Origin of the sequence: Microbacterium sp. AR7-10 (assembly GCF_001878835.1) — a bacterium.
Lineage (GTDB): Bacteria > Actinomycetota > Actinomycetes > Actinomycetales > Microbacteriaceae > Microbacterium > Microbacterium commune.
Genome location: NZ_MJIR01000043.1, coordinates 1 through 20535 on the forward strand (window position 1 = coordinate 1; position 20535 = coordinate 20535).

At 69.1% G+C, this 20535-nt stretch carries 16 protein-coding genes; 12 read left to right on the forward strand and 4 right to left on the reverse strand.

The window, feature by feature from the left end:
- The 9 genes from BFN01_RS15420 to BFN01_RS05125 all read left to right on the forward strand — a co-directional run.
- Window positions 1–877, forward strand: an 877-nt coding sequence (locus BFN01_RS15420; protein WP_071642215.1) for an FUSC family protein, incomplete at its 5' end; no start/stop codon positions are given.
- 129 nt (window positions 878–1006) lie between these two features.
- Complete coding sequence (locus BFN01_RS05090) at window positions 1007–1309, forward strand: hypothetical protein (protein ID WP_071642216.1); 303 nt, start codon at window positions 1007–1009, stop codon at window positions 1307–1309.
- Entirely contained in the window at window positions 1306–3510 is a 2205-nt protein-coding gene (glgX, locus tag BFN01_RS05095) for a glycogen debranching protein GlgX (protein ID WP_071642217.1), read from the forward strand. Before BFN01_RS05090 ends, glgX begins: the two co-directional genes overlap by 4 nt.
- A 1-nt stretch (window position 3511) precedes the next feature.
- A complete protein-coding gene (treY, locus tag BFN01_RS05100) occupies window positions 3512–5860 on the forward strand; it encodes a malto-oligosyltrehalose synthase (protein ID WP_071642218.1) in 2349 nt (782 codons plus the stop codon).
- The gene (treZ, locus tag BFN01_RS05105) at window positions 5860–7614 is read left to right on the forward strand and encodes a malto-oligosyltrehalose trehalohydrolase (protein ID WP_071642219.1); all 1755 of its coding nucleotides are present in this window, start codon (window positions 5860–5862) and stop codon (window positions 7612–7614) included. Before treY ends, treZ begins: the two co-directional genes overlap by 1 nt.
- Window positions 7615–7732: 118 nt before the next feature.
- On the forward strand, window positions 7733–8671 hold the full coding sequence (locus tag BFN01_RS05110) for an ABC transporter ATP-binding protein (protein WP_071642220.1): 939 nt from the start codon (window positions 7733–7735) through the stop codon (window positions 8669–8671).
- A complete protein-coding gene (locus tag BFN01_RS05115; protein WP_071642221.1) occupies window positions 8668–9513 on the forward strand; it encodes an ABC transporter permease in 846 nt (281 codons plus the stop codon). Before BFN01_RS05110 ends, BFN01_RS05115 begins: the two co-directional genes overlap by 4 nt.
- 113 nt (window positions 9514–9626) lie before the next feature.
- A complete protein-coding gene (locus BFN01_RS05120) occupies window positions 9627–10805 on the forward strand; it encodes a sensor histidine kinase (protein WP_083428655.1) in 1179 nt (392 codons plus the stop codon).
- The gene (locus tag BFN01_RS05125; RefSeq protein WP_071642222.1) at window positions 10795–11460 is read left to right on the forward strand and encodes a response regulator transcription factor; all 666 of its coding nucleotides are present in this window, start codon (window positions 10795–10797) and stop codon (window positions 11458–11460) included. The genes BFN01_RS05120 and BFN01_RS05125 overlap by 11 nt, the downstream gene beginning before the upstream one ends.
- Before the next feature lie 41 nt (window positions 11461–11501).
- Here the strand turns inward: BFN01_RS05125 and BFN01_RS05130 are convergent, their stop codons facing one another.
- From BFN01_RS05130 to BFN01_RS05145, 4 genes are read right to left on the reverse strand one after another with little or no spacing between them, the layout of a single operon-like run.
- Window positions 11502–12422: a carbohydrate ABC transporter permease gene (locus tag BFN01_RS05130; RefSeq protein WP_071642223.1), complete on the reverse strand. Its 921-nt coding sequence runs from the start codon at window positions 12420–12422 to the stop codon at window positions 11502–11504.
- Window positions 12422–13354, reverse strand: a complete 933-nt coding sequence (locus tag BFN01_RS05135; protein ID WP_083428654.1) for a carbohydrate ABC transporter permease — start codon at window positions 13352–13354, stop codon at window positions 12422–12424. The genes BFN01_RS05130 and BFN01_RS05135 overlap by 1 nt, the downstream gene beginning before the upstream one ends.
- 1 nt (window position 13355) lies before the next feature.
- Complete coding sequence (locus BFN01_RS05140) at window positions 13356–14642, reverse strand: ABC transporter substrate-binding protein (RefSeq protein ID WP_071642224.1); 1287 nt, start codon at window positions 14640–14642, stop codon at window positions 13356–13358.
- 30 nt (window positions 14643–14672) lie between these two features.
- Window positions 14673–16850: an alpha-galactosidase gene (locus tag BFN01_RS05145; RefSeq protein WP_071642225.1), complete on the reverse strand. Its 2178-nt coding sequence runs from the start codon at window positions 16848–16850 to the stop codon at window positions 14673–14675.
- Window positions 16851–16963: 113 nt separating this feature from the next.
- On the opposite strand from BFN01_RS05145, the gene BFN01_RS05150 reads away from it, so the two are divergent.
- From BFN01_RS05150 to BFN01_RS05160, 3 genes are all read left to right on the forward strand, one after another.
- The gene (locus tag BFN01_RS05150; RefSeq protein WP_071642226.1) at window positions 16964–18073 is read left to right on the forward strand and encodes an ROK family transcriptional regulator; all 1110 of its coding nucleotides are present in this window, start codon (window positions 16964–16966) and stop codon (window positions 18071–18073) included.
- A 214-nt stretch (window positions 18074–18287) separates the two neighbouring features.
- The gene (locus tag BFN01_RS05155) at window positions 18288–18716 is read left to right on the forward strand and encodes a MarR family winged helix-turn-helix transcriptional regulator (protein ID WP_071642227.1); all 429 of its coding nucleotides are present in this window, start codon (window positions 18288–18290) and stop codon (window positions 18714–18716) included.
- 57 nt (window positions 18717–18773) lie between these two features.
- On the forward strand, window positions 18774–20393 hold the full coding sequence (locus tag BFN01_RS05160; RefSeq protein WP_071642228.1) for an SPFH domain-containing protein: 1620 nt from the start codon (window positions 18774–18776) through the stop codon (window positions 20391–20393).
- Window positions 20394–20535 lie beyond the last annotated feature (142 nt).

Here is a 20535-nt window from a genome sequence, read left to right on the forward strand (position 1 = left end):
GGGCATCGCGCTGGCCACGCTGGTGCTGATGACCGTCGGACCGAGCGTGTGGTCGATCGCCGCGGTGGTGGGCGTCGGCGTGATCGTGTCGGGCACGGGCTGGTTCGGCGCGGGCCGCGAGTACATCCCGATGGCGGCGCTGTTCGTGCTGATCATCGGCGGAGCGGATGCCGAGGACTACTCCTTCGGCTACGTCACCCAGACCGCCGTGGGCGTGATCGTCGGTCTGCTGGTGAACGCGATCATCCCGCCGGCGCCGCTGGTGTCGGAGGCCGCCGCGCGGATCGACGCGTTCCAGCAGCGCCTGGCGGCTCACCTCGACGACATCGCGGCGGCGCTGACCGAGGAGTGGCCGCCGGAGCGCGACGGGTGGATGCAGGATGCCGGCGCGCTCGCCGAGACCAGCCGCTCACTGCGCGACGCGCTGATCGAAGCGGACGAGAGCCGGCGCGGCAACCCGCGCGCGTGGCACGGACGCGGAGACACCAGCGAGGAGCACGCCCGACTCGAGACGCTGGTCGAGGTGGCGCACCAGATCCGCGACGTCTCGGGGTGTCTCAGCGACACGATCAACGATCGTCCCTCGGCTTTCCCGCTCGACCCGGCTCTCGTCGATCCCCTCGCCGCCGCCTGCCAGGCGGTCGCCGATCTGCTCGGCGGGGAGGACGAGGACGTCGAGCAGCTGCACGCGCATGCGGCCGAGGCGGTCGACGTCCTGCTGCGGGCGGTGCACGCGAGATCGGTCGAGACGGATGCCGTCGCCGGCCCCGGCGTGCTCAGCGCGATGCACCTGCAGCGCATCCTCAGCATGCTCGAGCCGGTGCTCGACCCGGAGCCGGACGACGGGGAGAGCGCGCAGGCGTCGAGCTCGGAGTGATGCCGTGTGTTACCCCGAACGCCGTCGTGTGACAACCCCGTAGCCACGCGGAGGTCACCATCGTAGGTTCTTCTCAACAGCAATGACCTCGAGGCGCTTCGCCGGAAGGCAGTCGAGTCAGGAGTCCTCATGTCTGCCGCAACCAGATCCACCGGGCGGTGCCCCGCTCCCCCGGTCGAGCCGACCGCGCAGCCGCAGTGCGCCGAGCCCCGGTACGAGCTCGTCGACATCGATCGCTACGAGGTGTCCCTCGACGGCCCCGTCGGCTACGTCGAGGTGATCCCGCCCCTGTTCATCTGCTATTCGGGGTACCCCTACCCGGCGGCGATCGAGGTGGCGCAGGTCTTCGACTTCGAACAGGCCGTGCGCCGCGTGCACGAGGCGGCCGCGCACACGCGCGGCGCCGGCGACCACGGACGTTTCGCGGCATGACCGTCGACGTGTGGCCCGGATCCGCCCATCCGCTCGGTGCGACCTTCGACGGTCAGGGCACGAATTTCGCCCTGTTCAGCGAGCGCGCCGAGCGGGTCGAGCTGTGCCTGTTCGACGACGACGGCGAGGAGACCTGCGTCGACCTCGTCGAGGTCGACGCCTACGTCTGGCACGGCTACCTGCCCTCTGTTCAGCCTGGGCAGCTGTACGGCTACCGTGTGCACGGACCGTACGACCCCGCCAACGGAAAGCGGTTCAACCCGAGCAAGCTCCTGCTCGACCCGTACGCGAAGGCCGTCGCCGGGCAGGTCGAGTGGGGCCAGGCCGCGTTCTCCTACGACTTCGGCGACCCCGACTCGCACAACGAGGACGACTCGGCGGCGCACACGCCGAAGAGCGTCGTGATCAACCCGTTCTTCGAATGGGGCGGCGACCGGCTGCCGAAGACGCCCTATGCGCAGACGGTGATCTACGAGGCGCACGTCAAGGGCCTCAGCATCCGGCATCCGGACGTGCCCGAAGAGCTGCGCGGCACCTACGCGGGCGTCGCGCACCCCGCCATCATCGACCACCTGACGCGGCTGGGCGTGACCGCGATCGAGCTCATGCCCGTGCACCAGTTCGTGAACGACAGCACGCTGCAGGACAAGGGCCTGTCGAACTACTGGGGCTACAACACGCTGTCGTTCTTCGCGCCGCAGAACACGTACTCGTCCAGTGGCGAGCACGGCCAGCAGGTGCAGGAGTTCAAGGCGATGGTGCGGGCGCTGCATGCCGCCGGCATCGAGGTCATCCTCGACGTGGTCTACAACCACACCGCCGAGGGAAACCACCTCGGCCCCACCCTGTCGATGCGCGGCATCGACAACGAGGCCTACTACCGCCTCGAGGAGGACCGCCGGTACTACACCGACTACACGGGCACGGGAAACAGCCTGAACGTCGGCAACCCGCACGCCCTGCAGCTGATCATGGACTCGCTGCGGTACTGGGTCACCGAGATGCACGTCGACGGGTTCCGGTTCGACCTCGCCTCCACCCTCGCCCGGGAGTTCTACGATGTCGACCGGCTGGCGACCTTCTTCGAGCTCGTGCAGCAGGATCCGGTGGTCTCGCAGGTGAAGCTCATCGCCGAGCCGTGGGACATCGGTCCCGGCGGCTACCAGGTGGGAAACTTCCCGCCGCAGTGGTCGGAGTGGAACGGCAAGTATCGCGACACGGTCCGCGACTTCTGGCGTGGCGAGCCGCAGGCGCTGGGCGAGTTCGCCTCGCGCCTCACCGGATCGGCCGACCTCTACGAGCACTCGGGCCGCCGGCCGGTGGCATCCGTCAACTTCATCACCGCCCACGACGGCTTCACGCTGCGCGATCTGGTGAGCTACGCCGAGAAGCACAACGAGGCCAACGGCGAAGACAACAACGACGGCGAATCCCACAACCGCTCCGACAACCTGGGCGTGGAGGGGCACACCGACGATCCGGGCGTGAACCGGCGCCGCGCCATGCGCCAGCGCAACATGCTGGCGACGCTGCTGCTGTCACAGGGCGTGCCGATGATCTCGCACGGCGACGAGCTGGGGCGCACCCAGGACGGCAACAACAACGGCTACGCGCAGGACAACGAGATCACCTGGATCGACTGGGAGGCGGCGGATCTGCCGCTGATCGAGTTCACCGCGGCGATCACCCGGCTGCGCGCGATGCATCCGACGTTCCGGCGCAGCCGGTTCTTCGACGGCAAGCCCGTGCGCGTCGAGGAGGGCTCCCCGGTGCCCGACATCGAGTGGCTGCGGCCGGACGGACGCACGATGCAGCCGGAGGACTGGGAGTCGGGCTTCGGACTGTCGATCGGCATGTTCCTCAACGGCCGCGGCATCCGTGAGAAGGATCGGCAGGGGCGGCCGGTGGCCGACGTGAACTTCCTGGTGTACTTCAACAGCGGCGACGAGACCGTCGAGGTCGTCCTTCCGGATGCCAGGCACGGCGCCACGTGGGAGGCCGTGGTCGACACGGCGGGAGAGCTCACTCACGCCGATCCGCTTCCGGCCGAAGCCGACGTCCATCTCGGAGCCGGGTCGATGCTCGTGCTGCGCGAGGTCGACGACGCGGATGAGCCGACCGACGACTCGGTCGAGGCGTCCCTGCGGATGCAAGTCGAGAACGCGGCGATCCGCTCCCCCGCCCCGAAACCTGAGGTGTGAGATGACCAGCCGCCCCGATTCCACCTACCGACTGCAGATCACCTCGAGCTTCACGCTCGAGGAGGCGGCGACGGTGACCGGCTACCTGCACCGACTCGGCGCGGACTGGGCGTATCTGTCTCCGCTGCTGGCCGCGACCGACGGCTCGGGCCACGGATACGACGTCGTCGACCATTCGCGCATCGATGACTCCCGTGGTGGGGCGGCAGGATTGGCGGCCTTCTCGGCCGCGGCCCGCGCCGAGGGCCTCGGCATCCTGGTCGACATCGTGCCGAACCACGTGGGGGTCGCGGCGCCGCGCCAGAATCCCTGGTGGTGGGACGTGCTGCGCCTCGGCCGCGGCTCGGCTCACGCGATCGCCTTCGACATCGACTGGGAGCGCGGGCACGACAAGGTGCGGCTGCCTATCCTCGGCGGCACGCCGGCCGAGGTGCTCGCGCGCGGCGAGATCGTGGTCGATCCGTCCCCGGCACCGGATGCCCCGGACGGCACGCTGTCGTACTTCGAGCACGTGCTCCCGCTGGCACCGGGCACGGGCCGGCACAGCGACGACATCACGGCCCTGCTCGACGCGCAGCACTACGAGCTGCGCCACTGGAAGGATCAGAACGACGAGCTGAACTATCGGCGCTTCTTCGCCGTCACCGAGCTCGCCGCTGTGCGCGTCGAGCTTCCCGACGTGTTCGCGCAGTCGCACGAGGAGATCGTGCGGTGGATCCGCGAGGGCCTCGCCGACGGCATCCGAGTCGATCACCCGGACGGACTGGACGACCCGGAGGAGTATCTCGAACGACTCGCGGACGCCACCGGCGGCGCGTACACGTTGATCGAGAAGATCCTCGAGCACGGCGAGGAGCTGCCGCCCTGGTGGCGCACCGACGGCACGACCGGGTACGACGCCCTCGGCGAGATCGACCGGGTGCTGATCGACCCTGCCGGCGTCGACGAGCTCACCGCCCTCGACGCGCGGCTGCGGGCCGAGAGCGGTCTCCCCGAGGCGCAGGAGTGGCACGACCTCATCCACGACACCAAGCGGGCGATGGCCGACGGACTGCTGCAGTCGGAGGTGCGCCGGCTCGTGCACGACCTGCCGTTCGGCATCGTGCGCGCAGGCGATGCCCTGGCCGAGCTGCTCGCCTGCTTCCCCGTCTACCGCTCGTACCTGCCCGCCGGTCGCGAGCATCTGCGCCATGCGGCCGAGGAGGCGGCACGTCGACGACCCGACCTGGCATCCGCGATCGCCGAGCTCGAACCGCTGCTCGCTGACCCGGATCTGCCCGTGGCACGGCGCTTCCAGCAGACCTCCGGCGCGATCATGGCGAAGGGTGTGGAGGACACCGCGTTCTACCGTCACACACGACTCGGCACGCTGACCGAGGTCGGCGGCGACCCCTCGGTCACGGCGCTGAGCGTGCCGCAGTTCCACACCGCGCAGCAGCGGCGCCTGGCCGCCTGGCCGTGCTCGATGACCACCCTCTCGACGCACGACACGAAGCGATCGGAAGACGTGCGCACCCGCCTCGCGGTGCTCGCGGAGGTGCCGGAGCGCTGGACCGACGTGCTCGACGAGCTGCGCGGCGTCGCCTCGACCGGCCACGGGCCGCTCGACAGCCTGCTCTGGCAGGCGGCCGTCGGCGCATGGCCGATCTCGTCGGACCGGCTGCTGGCCTACGCCCAGAAGGCGGCGCGGGAGGCATCGGAGTCGACCGCGTGGCAGCATCCGGATGCCGAGTTCGAGAAGGGTCTCGCGGCGATCGCCGACGCAGCGAACGGCGCCGCGAAGCCGATCATCGAGCGCTTCGTCGGCGAGATCGTCGGACACGGGCGGTCGAACTCGCTCTCCGCGAAGGTGCTGCAGCTCACCGGACCGGGGGTACCGGACGTCTATCAGGGCTCGGAGCTGTGGGATCTGTCGCTCGTCGATCCCGACAACCGCCGATCGGTGGACTTCGCCGAGCGCTCGCGCATGCTCGCCGAGCTCGACGCGGCTGTCGCCGAAGGCAGCCTGCCCCCGATCGACGGCTCCGGGGCCGCGAAGCTGCTGGTCACCTCTCGCGTGCTGCGCCTGCGCCGCGACCACCCCGAGCTGTTCACGACCTACCGCCCCGAGACGGTCACCGGGCCGGCCGCGGCCCATGCCGTCGCGGTCGACCGCGGCGGACTGACCGTCGTCGCCACGCGCCTTCCGGTCGGACTGGAGCGAGTCGGCGGGTGGGGCGAGACGACGCTGATGCGCTCGGAGATGCCGTCCATCGACGTGCTCACCGGACGGCACTTCACCGGCGGTCCGGTGAGACTTGCCGAGCTGCTCGAGCACTACCCCGTCGCGCTGCTGCGGGAGGTGCGGTGATGCGGGCCGGTGCACAGACGGAGGTCTGGGCGCCGCGCGCGACGCGGGTGCGACTGCGGCGCCTGGGCGACGACGGCTCGACGCTCGACGAGAGGGAGATGACCTCCGGCCCGGGCGGCTGGTGGCAGGTGGACGCGGCCCTCGCCGACGGCGAGCGCTACGGGTTCGTCCTCGGCGACGGCGATCAGCTGCGGCCCGACCCGCGCTCGCGTCGGCAGCCCGACGGGGTGCATGCCGCGTCGGCGGCGTTCGACGAGACGGCGTTCACCTGGACGGACGGCGCGTGGACGGGACGCCAGCTCGCGGGCGGGCTCATCTACGAGCTGCACGTCGGCACCTTCACCCCGTCGGGCACGTTCGACGCGGCGATCGACCGGCTGTCGCATCTCGTCGAGCTCGGGGTGACCCACGTCGAGCTGCTGCCGGTGAACGCGTTCAACGGGCCATGGAACTGGGGATACGACGGTGTGCTCTGGTACGCGGTGCACGAGGGCTACGGCGGCCCGCGGGGGTATCAGCGGTTCGTCGACGCCGCCCACGCGCACGGTCTCGCCGTGATCCAGGACGTCGTGTACAACCATCTCGGCCCGAGCGGCAACTACCTGCCCGAGTTCGGCCCCTACCTGCGGGCGGGCAGCCGCACCACGTGGGGCGATTCGATCGATCTCGATCAGACACCCGTGCGCGACTACATCATCGACAACGCGCTGATGTGGCTGCGCGACCGGCACGTCGATGGTCTTCGTCTGGATGCGGTGCACGCGCTGCACGACGACAGTCGCACCCACATCCTGAAGCAGCTCGCCGAACGCGTCGACGCCCTCTCGGCCCACGAGGGCAGGCCGCTCACCCTGATCGCCGAATCCGACCTGAACGATCCGACTCTGATCCTGCCGCGCGAGGCCGGCGGGTACGGGCTCACCGCGCAGTGGTCGGATGACTGGCACCACGCGGTGCACGTCGCGCTCACCGGCGAGACGTCGGGCTACTACGCCGACTTCGCCGCGCCGGATGCCATCGAGAAGGTCACCGACGGCGGATTCTTCCACGACGGCACGTTCTCGTCGTTCCGCGACCACGTGCACGGCGCGCCGATCCCGCACGAGGTGCCCGCCTGGCGGCTGGTCACGTTCACCCAGGATCACGATCAGATCGGAAACCGCGCCGCGGGCGACCGCCTCAGTGCGACGCTGTCGGATGACCGGCTGGCGGTCGCGGCCGTGCTGACGCTCACCGCGCCGGGCACACCCATGCTGTTCATGGGCGAGGAGTGGGGCGCGTCCACGCCGTGGCAGTTCTTCACCTCGCATCCCGAGCCCGAGCTCGGCCGTGCGACGGCCGAGGGCCGCATCGCGGAGTTCGCCCGGATGGGGTGGGATGCCGCGGTCGTACCCGACCCGCAGGATCCGAAGACCTTCGAGCGGTCCCACCTCGACTGGGGGGAGCTGGCGTCTTCCCGCCACGCCCGACTGCTCGACCTGTACCGACGGCTCGCGGCGCTGCGGCGCGAGCTCCCGGAGCTGACCGAACCCGGCATCCGGGAGCCGTCCGTCGATCTCGTCGTGCCGGCGGACGAACCCGAGCGCCGCGCGTTCCGCATCGATCGGGGCGGGCTGAGCATCCTGATCAACCTGACCTCCGCCGATGTCGAGTTCGACGTCGCCGGGCAGGTTCTGCTGGCGACGCGAGAGATCGCATCGACGACGGACGGCACGATTCTGCTCTCGGAGTCTGCGGCGATCGTCCGGCGCTGATCTTCCCCTCCGGATTAGCCGGTACCCAGGTATCGGCTGCGTCGGAAAGAGGCACCCGCGTCCGATGTGGCGAGTCGGGCACCGTTCGTACTGTCGGTGGCATGCGAAAGAGAAACCAGTGATATCGGCCGAAGCGCTCGTCAAGCGCTACGGCTCCAGAACCGCCGTCGACAGCATCGACTTCACCGTCGAGCCCGGTCAGGTGACCGGGTTCCTCGGCCCGAACGGTGCCGGCAAGTCCACCACCATGCGCATGATCGTCGGCCTCGACCGACCGACCTCCGGGTCGGTGCAGGTGAACGGGCGGGCGTATCGCGAGCACGGGGCACCGCTGCGCGAGGTGGGCGTGCTACTGGACGCGAAGGCGGCCCACCGCGGCCGCACGGCGTACCAGCACCTGCGCGCCATCGCCGCGACGCACGGTATCGGCGCCTCGCGGGTACGCCAGGTGCTGGAGCTCGCCGGCCTCGAGTCGGTCGCGGGCAAACGGGTGGGCGGCTTCTCGCTCGGCATGGGCCAGCGTCTCGGCATCGCCACGGCGCTGCTCGGCGACCCGGGCATCGTCATCCTCGACGAGCCGGTCAACGGGCTCGACCCGGAGGGCGTGCGATGGGTGCGCACGCTGATGCGCACGCTTGCCGCCGAAGGCCGGACGGTGCTGCTGTCCTCCCACCTGATGAGCGAGATGTCGCAGACCGCCGACCGGCTGATCGTCCTCGGGCGGGGTCGAATTCTGGCCGACGGCACGGTCGGCGACGTCGTGGCGAAGGTCACCCGGCAGGTGGTGAGAGTGCGTACCCACGATGGAGCGCGCCTGATGGCCGCGATCGCCGACGCTCATGTGTCGGTGTCGACGGTCGGTGACGACGCCTATGAGATCACCGGGCTGAGCGCCGAGCTCGTCGCCGCGGCGGCCTCGGCTGCGGGCATCGTGCTGTACGAGGTCATGACCTCGTCGGGGTCCCTCGAAGACGCCTATCTCGCACTCACCGCCGGAGACGTCGAATACCGCTCGTCCCTCACCTCGACCGCCACCGACGCAGGAGCACTTCGATGACCGCCATCGACCACAAGCGCACGACCTTCATCCCCGCCCCTACGAGGCTCAGCTTCCCCGGCATCCTGCGCTCGGAGTTCATCAAGCTCTTCAGCCTGCGCTCGAACGTCGCGATGCTCGTCTCGATCGTCCTGCTCGGCATGGGCGCCAGTCTGGCCCTGGCCGTGACGATGGTCGGTGCGGGGATCCCCGACCAGCCCTCGACCGGATTCATGCTCGACGAGGTCACCGTGGGCACCGTGCTGTTCGGTCAGCTCGTCGCCGTCATCCTGGGAGTGCTGCTGGTCAGCGGCGAGTACGCCAGCGGCACCATTCAGCCGACGATGGTCGCGGCGCCCAGGCGCACCCCCGTGCTGCTGGCGAAGGCGTGCGTCGCCTTCGTCGCCGTCACGGCCGCGGGCCTGCTCGCGGTGCTCGGCTCGTGGACGGCGACCCTGCCGTTCTTCGATGCGCTCGGCCTCGGCGTCGGGCTCACCGCGCCGGGAGTGCTGCCGGCGTTCGCGGGCTCCGCGGTCTACCTCGGCCTCTCGGCTATCCTCGGGGTGGGCATGGGCGCGCTGCTGCGCGGAGTGGCGCCGAGCATCGCGGGCGCCGTCACTCTGACGCTGCTGCTGCCGGTGGTGCTGTCGGCGCTGCCGGTCTCTCAGACGGTGCGCAACATGCAGCTGCTCACCATGTCGAAGGCGGGGGATGCCATGAGCAACGCCCCCGAGAACCAAGGAGTGCTCGTGGATCTGGTCGACGGATACGTCAGCTGGGGTGCCGGCGGCATCATCGCCGCGGCCTGGGCGCTCGCGTTCCTGCTCCTCGGTCTTCTGCGTCTGCGCCGGGGGGACGTCTGAACACGGCATCGTCCGGCCTGCGCGGCGCCTCCTCCGAGGCGTCGCGTCCGGCACGCCGGTTCTCGATCGCGGATGCCGTGCTGCCGGCGCTGTACCTTATTACGGCCATCACGATGGCCGCACTCTCGCTCGAGCCGCCGTTCGTCACGCCGCTGTGGTCGCTGGTCGCACTCGGAGTGGGCGGGATCGTCGTGCTGGTCCTGCGGCATCGACATCCCCCCGCAGCCTTCGCGGGCGCGATGGCCCTCGCCCTGGCGTCGACGGCGGTCGGATCGGGGGCCGAGGGGATGCTCGCCGTCGGCGCCATGTACCTGGTCGGACTGCGAGCCCGGCCGATGACGGCCTGGTCGGCCTTGGGCGTGGCGCTGCTGCTCGCCGCGGCGGGTGCGAGAGCCCTCACTCTGCGCGGCACGCGACTGCCGCACATGCTCGGGTCCGCGCCTCCGATCGAGGCGCGGGACACCCTGCTGGACTGGCTGAACTTCTTCAGCCTGCTCGCCGCGCTGCTGCTGATCACGACACTGCTGGGGATCAACGCGGGGCACCGTCGACGCCAGCTCGGGGAGCTTCGGCAACGCGCCGCGCAGCTGGTGCGCGAACGCGATCAGCAGGCCGAGACGGCTCGCGCGCAGGAGCGCGAGCGCATCGCGCGCGAGATGCACGACGTGATCGCGCACAGTCTGACCGTGATGATCGCCGTATCGGACGGCGCGCGCCTGGCCGCGGACGAGAAGCCGCAGCAGGCGAAGGAGGCGATGGGTCGGGTAGCCGAGACCGGACGCAGAACGCTCGGCGAGGTGCGGCGGCTGCTCGGCACGGTGCGCGCCGGAGACGACGTGGCCGTGGGCGAAGCGGATACCCAGCTGCAGCACGCACCGCAGCCCGACGCGGGCAGGCTGCCGGCTCTCGTGCAGGAGTTCGCCGACGCGGGCCTGCCGGTGCGGTTGACCGTCACCGGGCGGCCACCCGCCGATGCCGCGCTGGGCCTGACGGTGTACCGGATCGTGCAGGAGTCGCTCACCAACTCCCTCCGCCACGCGACCGACCTCCAGTCGGTCGAGGTGCACGTCGAATGGCTCGATGGTGACGTCGCGATCGTCGTGCAGGACACCTCGGCATCCCGGCCCGCCCTGCCGGCGAACGGCGACTCCGTCGGGCGCGGGCTGCTCGGCATGCAGGAGAGGGTGGCTCTGTACAACGGGACGATCGAGGTGGGTCCGCACCGTCTCGGATGGCGGGTCGCCGCCCGACTGCACGGCAACGACACGGAAGGAGCAGGAGATGAGCGATGACATCCGCGTGCTGCTCGTCGACGACCAGGAGCTCGTGCGCTACGGCTTCCGGCTCATGCTCGATGCGACGCCCGGCGTCGTCGTCGTCGGCGAGGCCGACGACGGTGAGCGGGCGGTCGGTGCGGCCGAGCGTCTGCATCCGGACGTGATCCTGATGGATGTGCGGATGCCGGGCACCGACGGCATCGAAGCGACCAGGCGGATCCTCGCCCGCCGGCCCCGCACGCGCGTGCTGGTGCTCACCACCTACGACCTCGACGAGTACGCCTTCGGCGCGCTGCGCGCCGGCGCGGCGGGATTCCTGCTGAAAGACACCAGGCCCGAGCAGCTCGTCGCCGCGATCCATGCCGTGCACGCCGGCGACGCGGTCGTCTCGCCGCGGATCACCGCGCACCTGATCGCGACCGCCGCACCCCACCTGGGCGGACGGCAGACGGACGACGAGGAGCGCGCGCTCGGGGAACTCACCGCGCGGGAGCGGGAGATCTTCGTGCTGATCGGTCAGGGGCGCACCAACGGCGAGATCGCCACGGCCCTGCACCTGAGCGATTCGACGGTGAAAGCCCACGTCGGGCGGGTGCTGTCGAAGCTCGAGCTGCGCAACCGCGTGGATGCGGTGATCCGCGCCTACGAGCTGGGCGTGGTCGGGCACTGACGCGTGCCTTCCCGCGTCGGCGCCGATCCCTCTGGTCAGCCCTACTTGATCGACCCGCGCATCACGCCGGAGATGACCCAGCGCTGCGAGAAGATGTAGACGATCAGCAGGGGCGCCATGGCCATCAGGTACGACGCGAACGCCACCGTGTAGTCGGTGTTGTACTGCCCCTGGAACACATACTGCGCGAGCGACAGCGTCCGGTCTGAGGGCGAGGTCAGCACGACGAGCGGCATGATGAAGTCGTTCCATGCCCACACGCAGGTGAGGATGCCGACCGTGGCATTCATCGGCATCAGCAGCGGGAACACGATCTGCCGGAACACCCGCCACGTCGAGGCTCCGTCCATGCGGGCCGCCTCTTCCAGCTCGATCGGGATCGAGCGGATGAAGGCCGTGTAGATGAACACGTTCAGGCTGAGACCGTAGATCGTGTACAGGATGATCATGCCCGCGGGGTTGTCGAGGCCGAGCACCGAGGTCTGCTTCACGAGCGGGAGCATGATGATCGGGAACGGGACGAACAGCGCTGCCAGCAGATAGTAGAAGACGCCTTTGAAGAACGGGCGGTGCAGGTTGCGGGCCAGCGCATAGGCGACCAGCGAGCTCGTGAGCAGCGTGAACACGACCGATCCGATCGTGATGATCGCCGTGTTCAGCAGCGCCTGCGGGAAAGCGGTTCGCTCCCACGCGACGGCAAAATTCTGCCAGCTGATCGGCCACGGCAGTTCGAAGCCGGTGCCGGCTGCCAGCTGAGCCGGCGTCTTCAGAGCGACGGCGACGGCGAGATACAGCGGGATGAAGATCGTCAGCGAGCACACCGCGATGAGCGCGGTCGCCCACCAGTTGGTGCGACGGGTGTCGGAAGGATCGGCGCCGCCGGCGAAGCGGCGCGTGCGCGGCAGGACGACAGCGGTGGTCGCCTCGTTCGCCTCGATGGGTGTGGTGACGGAGCTGGACATCAGAAGTCGGCCTCTCTGCGCTGAAGGACCCGGAATTGTAGAAGCGAGACGATGGTGATGACGATGAAGAAGATCACCGCGTTGGCGGTCTGGTAGGCGAACTCGCCGCCGGAGAACCCGCCGCGGAAGATGAGCATCGTCACCGACTCCGTGGAAGTGCCCGGTCCGCCGTTCGTGAGAGCGATGATCGGGTCGAACACCTGCAGGAAGCCCTTCAGGCTCAGCACGACGTTGATCGTGAAGAAGGCGCTGATGAGCGGGAAGGTGATCGACCGGAACTGGCGAGCGGGGCTGGCCCCGTCGATCGACGCCGCCTCGTAGATGTCCGTGGGGATCGTCTGGAGGCCGGCGAGGTAGATGATGATCGCGAATGCGCATGCCTGCCACACCGCCAGCACGACGACGGCGGTCCATGCCCAGTCGGGATTCGTGAGGATGTTGTCTCGGAAGACCGGGACCCCCGCGAGGATCTTCGGCAGCGAGTTCGAGAACAGGAACTGGAAGACGTATCCGACGACGAGCACGGCGAGGATGTAGGGCACGAAGTACACCCCGCGCCAGAAGTTCCTGGCCCGGATCTTCGCGTTCAGCCCCATCGCGATCGCGAGCGAGATCGCATTCGTCGCGAGGGTCGCGACGATCGCGAACAGGAAGGAGAACCCGTAGGCCTGCAGCACGCGGTCGTCGCGGAAGATGTTGACGTAGTTGGCTGTTCCGACGAAGTCCCACGTGCCGTAGCCCGGGTAGTTCGTGAAGCTGAAGAACACGCCGATGATGACCGGCAGCGTGTGGAAGCCGGCGAACGCGATGACCGCGGGCCAGACGAACCAGTAGTACGCGCGGGGCGCGAGCTTCGAGCGGTGACGCGACGCCCGCTGCGCGGACCGCACCCGTTCGGCGCGGCGTGTGCCGTCGGCGTTGACGGTGGCCATCTCAGTCCTCCTCATTCTTCGTGATCGTGCGAACCGCGACCTTGCGCCACTCGTTGTCGAGAGTGCTCAGCGCGCCCTGGACGTCGCCGTCGTAGAGGTACTGCTGCACGACGCCGGTGAGGGGAATCGCGGTCGGCACCTGATGGTCGATGAAGCCCGTGATCCTGCCGCTCTCGAAGTACGGGGCGATCGACTGCAGCGCCGGGTCGTCGCTGAGCTGCGCTCCTTCGACCGACGGCATCATCGTCTGCGACGCCGCGAATTCCTCGATGACGTCCGGGCGGAACATGAACTCGATGAACCGCAGCGCCTCCTCCTTGTGCGGGGTGTCGCGTGCCATCGTCACGGCGACGTCGACGCCCGAGACCAGCATCCGGTCGGCCGGATCCTGAGGGACGGGATAGGGGAAGATCCCGGCTCGGATGTCGGGATTCACCGCCTTGACGGGGCTGAGCGCCCAGATGCCCTGGAGCATCATCGCCGCGCCTCCCTGGGCGAACAGGGACGTGCTGTCGTCGTAGGAGGCTCCGCGGTAGCCGTCCTGGGAGTACTGGAACAGCTCTGCCTGACGCTCCATCGCCTCGGGGAAGTCCTTTTCGAAGGAGACGGCGGAGTCGGGTCCGATGCTCGCGCCGTCGGCGCGCATCTCGGCGAAGAAGTCGTCCTGGGCGTAGTACGCGCCGATGCCGTTCCAGGACGGCATCGGCGTCCAGTTCTCTGCGAGCGAGGTGGCGAACGCCGTGATGCCGCGCTCTTGGAGGGTGTCGCACAGTGCGATGAGCTCGTCCCACGTCTCGGGGACCTCGAGGCCCTCCTGTTCGAAGATGTCCTGGTTGTAGATGATCCCGTTCGCGTTGTTCACATAGCCGAGGCTGTTCACCTCGTCGCCGTGGTTGCCGAGGTCCGCGAGGATGTCCTGAACCCCTGGGCTGATCGTGTCCAGGATCGGCTCGTCGGAGAAGTCGTAGAAGACGCCGGCCTCGGCGAGTTTGCCGAAGTTCCCGTTGGCGTTGAGGGTCATCACGTCCGGAGTGCGGTCTTTGACGAGCAGCGTCCGGATCAGAGTCTCCGCGTCACCGACCTGGTTCTGCACGACCTTGATGTCAGGGTTCTCTGCTTCGAACGCGGCGATGATCTCGTTGAAGTCCTCGAGCGCTTCACCTTTGAACTGGAAGAAGTCGAGGGTGGTGACATCGGCGGCGCCGTTGCCGGCGCACCCGCCCAGCGCGAGCGTGAGCCCGGCTGTGAGGGCGCCGGCGATGGCGGTGCGGAGCAATCTGGGTCTCATGATGTGCGCCTCCTTGCGCGGTGTCGCGAACTACGCGGTCGCGATCTCGATGACGGTGGACTGCTGGGGGTTCTGGACGGGGGGACGAAGGCCGACCACGGCGAGCTGCCGTCCGGTCAGCACGGTGTCGTGGTGCGCCCACTCCAGCGGTGACTGCGCAGGGGCGGAGACGATCCCGCCGGGGGTGACGACCCGCACGCGGTAGGTGCGGTCGTCCTCGAGCCCGGGCAGGCGCACGCGCCCGGTCGGTGAAGAGATCAGAGTCTGCGACTGGGTGATGGTGAAGAACGCCGACGCGGCGTCGGCCGCCACGATGCCGCGGACGTCGAGACCGGGGTCGGCGACGTCGCTGTTCACGATGCGGCCGGTCGCGACGAGGGGGCGCACGCGTTTGGCGAGCGCCACCCACTCGGCGACCTCCGCGGCGTCCGCCTCGGACAGCGTCGTGACATCCCATTCGATGCCGAAGTGGCCGAACAGGGCGACGGCGCCGCTCATGGAGAGCGAGACGGTGCGGCCGGTGGAATGCACGTGCGGGGTGGTGAGGTGCATGCCCATCATCTCGGGCGGCACGACGAGCGCGGTGTGGCGCTGGTTCTCAAGACGCTCGACGGGGTCGAGGCAGTCGCTGGTCCAGATGCGGTCGGTCCGATCGAGGATACCGAGGTCGACTCGCGCCCCACCCGATGCGCAGCTTTCGATCTCGAGGCCGGGGTGTGCGGCCTTCAGCTCGTCGATCAGCCGGTAGACGGCCAGGGTCTGCGCGTGGACCTGACCGGCTCCGCCCGGGCCTGCGGCGGCATCGACGAGGTCACGGTTGTGGTCCCACTTGATGTACGAGATGGGGTACTCGTCGAGGATGTCGTCGATGACGGTTCGGATGTAGTCGTAGGCGTCGGGGTGGGCCAGGTTGAGAACCTGCTGCTGGCGGGCGGACGCGGGCAGCCCGACACGGCCACGGAGGATCCACTCGGGGTGCGCGCGGGCGAGGTCGCTGTCGGGGTTCACCATCTCCGGCTCGAACCAGAGGCCGAACTCCATCCCCTTCGCCACGACATGGTCGGCGATCGGGTGCAGGCCGTCGGGCCAGACAGTGTCGTCGACATACCAGTCGCCGAGCCCGGCGGTGTCGTCGCGGCGGTGACGGAACCAGCCGTCATCCAGGACATAGCGCTCGACCCCGACCTCGGCGGCCGCGTCTGCGAGGGCGATGAGCTTGGGAAGTCGGTGGTCGAAGTAGACCGCCTCCCACGTGTTCAGGGTGATCGGCCGCGGACGCGTCGGGTGCTGCGGGCGGGCGCGCCACTCAGCGTGGAAGCGCGCGGAGAGCTCGTCCAGCCCGTCGCCCCATGACCCGAGCAGCTCGGGCGAGGAGATCTCCTCGCCCTGACCCAGGCGGATCTCACCGGGCAGGTACAGCTCACCCGCGCCGAGGAACGATTCGCCGGTCGAGGTGCGTTCCGCGAACACGCGGGAGTTGCCGCTCCAGGCGAGGTGGATGCCGTGGACCCGACCGCGCTCGAAACCGAAGCCGGGCACACCGGCGGCCAGCAGAAGCGTCGCATCCGCGCCGGGGCGCCCGCGGCGGGATTCCCGCACATGCGTGCCGAAGGTCAGCTCGTGGCGCTGCGCCGAGCGCTCGCGCAGGTGACGGCCGGTCGTGTCGAGAAGCTCCGTGCTGTCCCATGGCAGCGGAAGCGCCGTGTGCAGAGCCTGCACGGTGTAGACGCCCGCACCGTCATTGCGCACCGTGGTCCGGGCTCGCACGAGACCGGAGGCCGTGACGCGCAGCTCGTGCCGCGCCGAGATCTCGGTCTCGGTGTCGACGAAGTGCAGCTGGAGAGCATCGGATGTCGCCTGGATGCCGGTCAGCGTGAGCAGCGCGCTCACCGCTTCACCATCACGGTGGCCTTCCAGCATGGGAGTTCCGAGCCACCCCGCTGCCGCCGTGGCGACGACTCCGAGCCGGGCGGTCTCGTCGAGGCCACCCGACACTCGCTGAAGGCGCGAGGCGGTCGCGAGCGAGACGATCGTCTCGTGTGATGCGTCGCCGAGATCCTCGCCCCAGTGGGCGATCACCGGCTCGCCGCCGGCGAGGTCGACGACGACGCTCGTCCCCGCGCGGCGCAGGTGCACAGCGTCGGGGGCTGACGGTCCGACCGAATCGGCGTAGGCGGGGTGGGAGACCGCATCCTCGAGGTGAAGCATGGGTTATTTCTACAACGGAAATAACTGGTAGGTCAAGCGTCCACTTCCCCGCGAGCGAGCGCGATCCTCCCACCCACTTCATGTCAGAATGAAAGAAAAGCGGGGAGTGGTGAATGAGTGAGAGCGAAGCAGCTGTCGCACGCGCCGTCCTGATCCACGGTCCGGTGTCACGTCGTGATCTCACGGCGCGGCTGGGGCTGTCGCCTGCGAGCTTGACGCGGCTGGCGAAGCCTCTCCTCGAACGAGGCCTGCTGGTGGAGCTCGACGAGGTCGCCGACGGCTCCGTCGGCAGACCTACACGGCCGCTCGACATCGCCCCCGGTCTCGGATCGTTCGCCGGGGTGAAGATCACCGGCGATCAGATCGTGGCCGTCGGCACAGACATCCGGGCGGAGGTGATCGCCTGCGACGAGCGGACGATCGAGGACGCCTCGCCGGATGCTGTTCTTCGGCTCGTCGTCGAGACCGTGCTCGGTCTCGGCCTGGACGGCCTTCGCGGTGTGGGCGTGAGCCTCGGCGGGGTCGTGCACGACGGCGTGGTCGCATTCGCGCCGTTCCTCGGCTGGGCCGACGTGAACGTTCGACGCACGCTGGAGCGCGAGCTGAGCATCCCGGTCGCGGTCGAGAACGACGTCGTCGCGCTGGCTGAGGCCGAGCGCTGGTTCGGAGTCGGAAGAGGACTCGACGGCTTCGTGACCCTCACCATCGGAGCGGGCGTGGGATACGGACTCGTCGTCTCCGGAGAGGTCGTCCGCACACCGGACGCCACCACGGGAACCGGAGGGCACATCCCCCTCGATCCGTACGGGCCGCTCTGCACCGACGGGCATCGCGGCTGCGCACAGGCCATGCTGTCGTCGGGATCGATCACGGCCCAGATGTCGGCCGCGCTCGGGCGACCGGTCGATTATGCGGAGACTCTCGAGCTGGCAGCCGCCGACCACCCGGCGGCCCGCACCGTGGTCGACGCCGCCGGCATCGCACTCGGAAAGCTGATGGCTCTCGCCGCGAACCTCAGCCTGCAGTCAGCCGTCGTGCTGGCCGGGGACGGGGTGGGCCTGTTCGAGGTGGCGGAGGAGGTCGTCCGCAGAGCCGTCGCCGACGGACGCGACGCACAGGCCGCACCACTCGACATCCACGTCGACACCTCGGGATTCCGGGCGTGGGCGCGCGGAGCCGCTTCGGTCGCCATCCAGAGGTCGATGGATCGCGCCGGTCGCTGACCCGTCCCGGGTGCAACCGAATCTTTGTAACCAAACCGTTGCATTCGTTACCTCGTCGTTATATGCTCATCACACGGTGAATGTTTGCTGTGGCATCCACCGCATGTGATTGCAGGACTCTCTTTGGTGCAAGGGACAAGGGCCGGTCGGAAGCCTCTCCGACCGGCCCTTACTGCTGCCGCCCGACGTCGACCCGCGACACTACGCTGAGAGCATGACCGACCGCGAGCTCGCCCTGCAGGCCTGGGAGAGCCTGTTCCGCGCGCAGCACCAGCTGCTGGCGGAGATGGCCGTCGACTTCGACGGATCCGACCTCACGCAGGGCGAATACGACGTGCTCCTCACCGTCGCGCGTGCGCCCGAGATGACCTCTCGGCTGCGCGACATCACCGCGAAGTCGCTCATCAGCCAGCCCAGCGTCTCGAGGCTCATCGACCGCATGGTGACGCGCGGCCTCATCACGAAGGCGATAGATCCCGACGACGGTCGCGGTGCACTGATCACGGCGACGGATGCCGGCGCCAAGGCGTTCCGTCAGCTCGCGACGGTGCACGGCCGCACCATCGCCGAGAAGATGTCTCCCCTCGACGACGCCGAGCTCGCGCAGCTGCTCCGCCTCACGGAGAAGCTGCGGGGGATGTGACCGCCGAGACTCTGGCAGGGTGTACCTGACACCTGCAAGGGGGAAGGGAAGGTCACCATGGAGATCGCCGGAGCACTCGGCATCCTGGTCATCATCGGAATCGCGGTCGTCGCCGCGATCGTCGTCGCACTGATCCTGCTGCTGTTCGCGCGCAGCTGGATCAAGGTCGCCCGAGCCGACGAGGCGCTCGTCATCTCGGGCCGCAAGCAGAAGGTGCAGCGCGCGGTCATCAACGCCGACGGCAGTACGAGCTCGGAGATGGCCGAGTCGCCCGTCACCGTGATCGTGAACGGGAAGTCGCTCGTCAACCCGATCACGCAGCGCCACGAGATCATCTCGCTGCGCTCACGCCAGGTGCTGCTGAACGCCGAAGCGCAGTCGCTCGACAGCGTCACGCTCAACGTCGACGGCGTCGCGATCGTCAAGATCGGCTCCGACCCCCTCTACGTCCGTCGCGCCGCCGAGCGGTTCGCCTCGCAGGACAAGGCGATCGAGCAGTTCACCACCGAGCAGCTGGAGGGCGCGCTGCGCGGCATCGTCGCGACCCTGTCGGTCGTCGAGCTGATGCGCGAGCGCAAGAAGTTCTCCGACCAGATCGCCGCCGACGTCTCGAGCGAGCTGGCCGATCAGGGCCTCATCCTCGACTCGTTCCAGATCAAGGGCATCACCGACAAGGTCGGCTACATCCAGTCGCTCGGCGCACCCGAGATCCAGGCGAAGCGCCAGGCGGCCGAGATCTCGCAGACCAACGCCGACCGCGCGATCAACCAGAAGAACATCGCCAACCAGGAGGCGAACCTGATCGAGCAGACCGCGCTCGACACCAACACCGCCAACGCGAACGCCGGGATCGGGCGGGCTCGCGCCGAGGCCGAGCAGGCCGAGCAGCTGGCCCGCGCGCAGGCAGAGCAGGCCGTTCTGCAGCAGCAGGCCGAGAACAAGCAGGCCCAGCTCGACGCCGACGTCAAGCGCGTCGCCGATGCGCAGCGTTACGAAGCAGAGACCCGCGCGCAGGCCGACCTGTTCACCCGCGAGAAGTCCGCTGAGGCCGCGGCGATCGAGCAGGTCAAGCAGGCCGAAGCACGCACGCGCATCGCCGAGCAGCAGGCTCAGGCCGACCGTGCGCGCGCCGCCGGTGAGGCCGCCGCGGCCGAGGCGAAGGCCACCGGTGATGCGAACGCGCTGCGCGCGCAGGCCGAGGCCGAGGCAGAAGCTCGGCGCCTGCGGGCCAATGCCGAGGCCGAGGCGATCCGCGCGGAGGGCGAGGCGCGCGCTGCGGCCGTCGAGGCCGAGGCCAAGGCCATCGCCTCCAACCAGGAGGCTTTCCTCTCGCAGCGCGTGCTCGAGGTGCTGCCCCAGATCATGGCCGAGTTCGCCAAGGGCTATTCCGCCATCGGCAACGTCTCGATCATCGGCGGCAGCGGTGAGGACGGCGCGTCCAGCGTCGTCGGCAGCGACAACGCGAAGGCGATGCGCTCGGTGTTCGACAGCGTGAGCGCCGCGACCGGTCTCGACCTCGCCGCTATCATCCAGGGCCAGGCCGTCGGCCGCGGGTTCGGCGCCGGTGTCGCTCAGGCCACGGATGCCTCGCCGTCGGCGTCCCCCGCCGCCGGCGCGGGGACCGCGGTCGTCGAGCGCACCCTCGACGACCCGACCGACGCCGCCGCCGGCGCGTAACGCGCTCCCGGCCGCCCACACCGGGGGCCTGTCTCTTATACACATCTGACGCTGCCGACGAACACTAGGGTGTGGATCTCGGCGGGCGGCGTGTCATTAAACATAACACACGCGAGGATCATCTCCGGATACGGGTATGCAC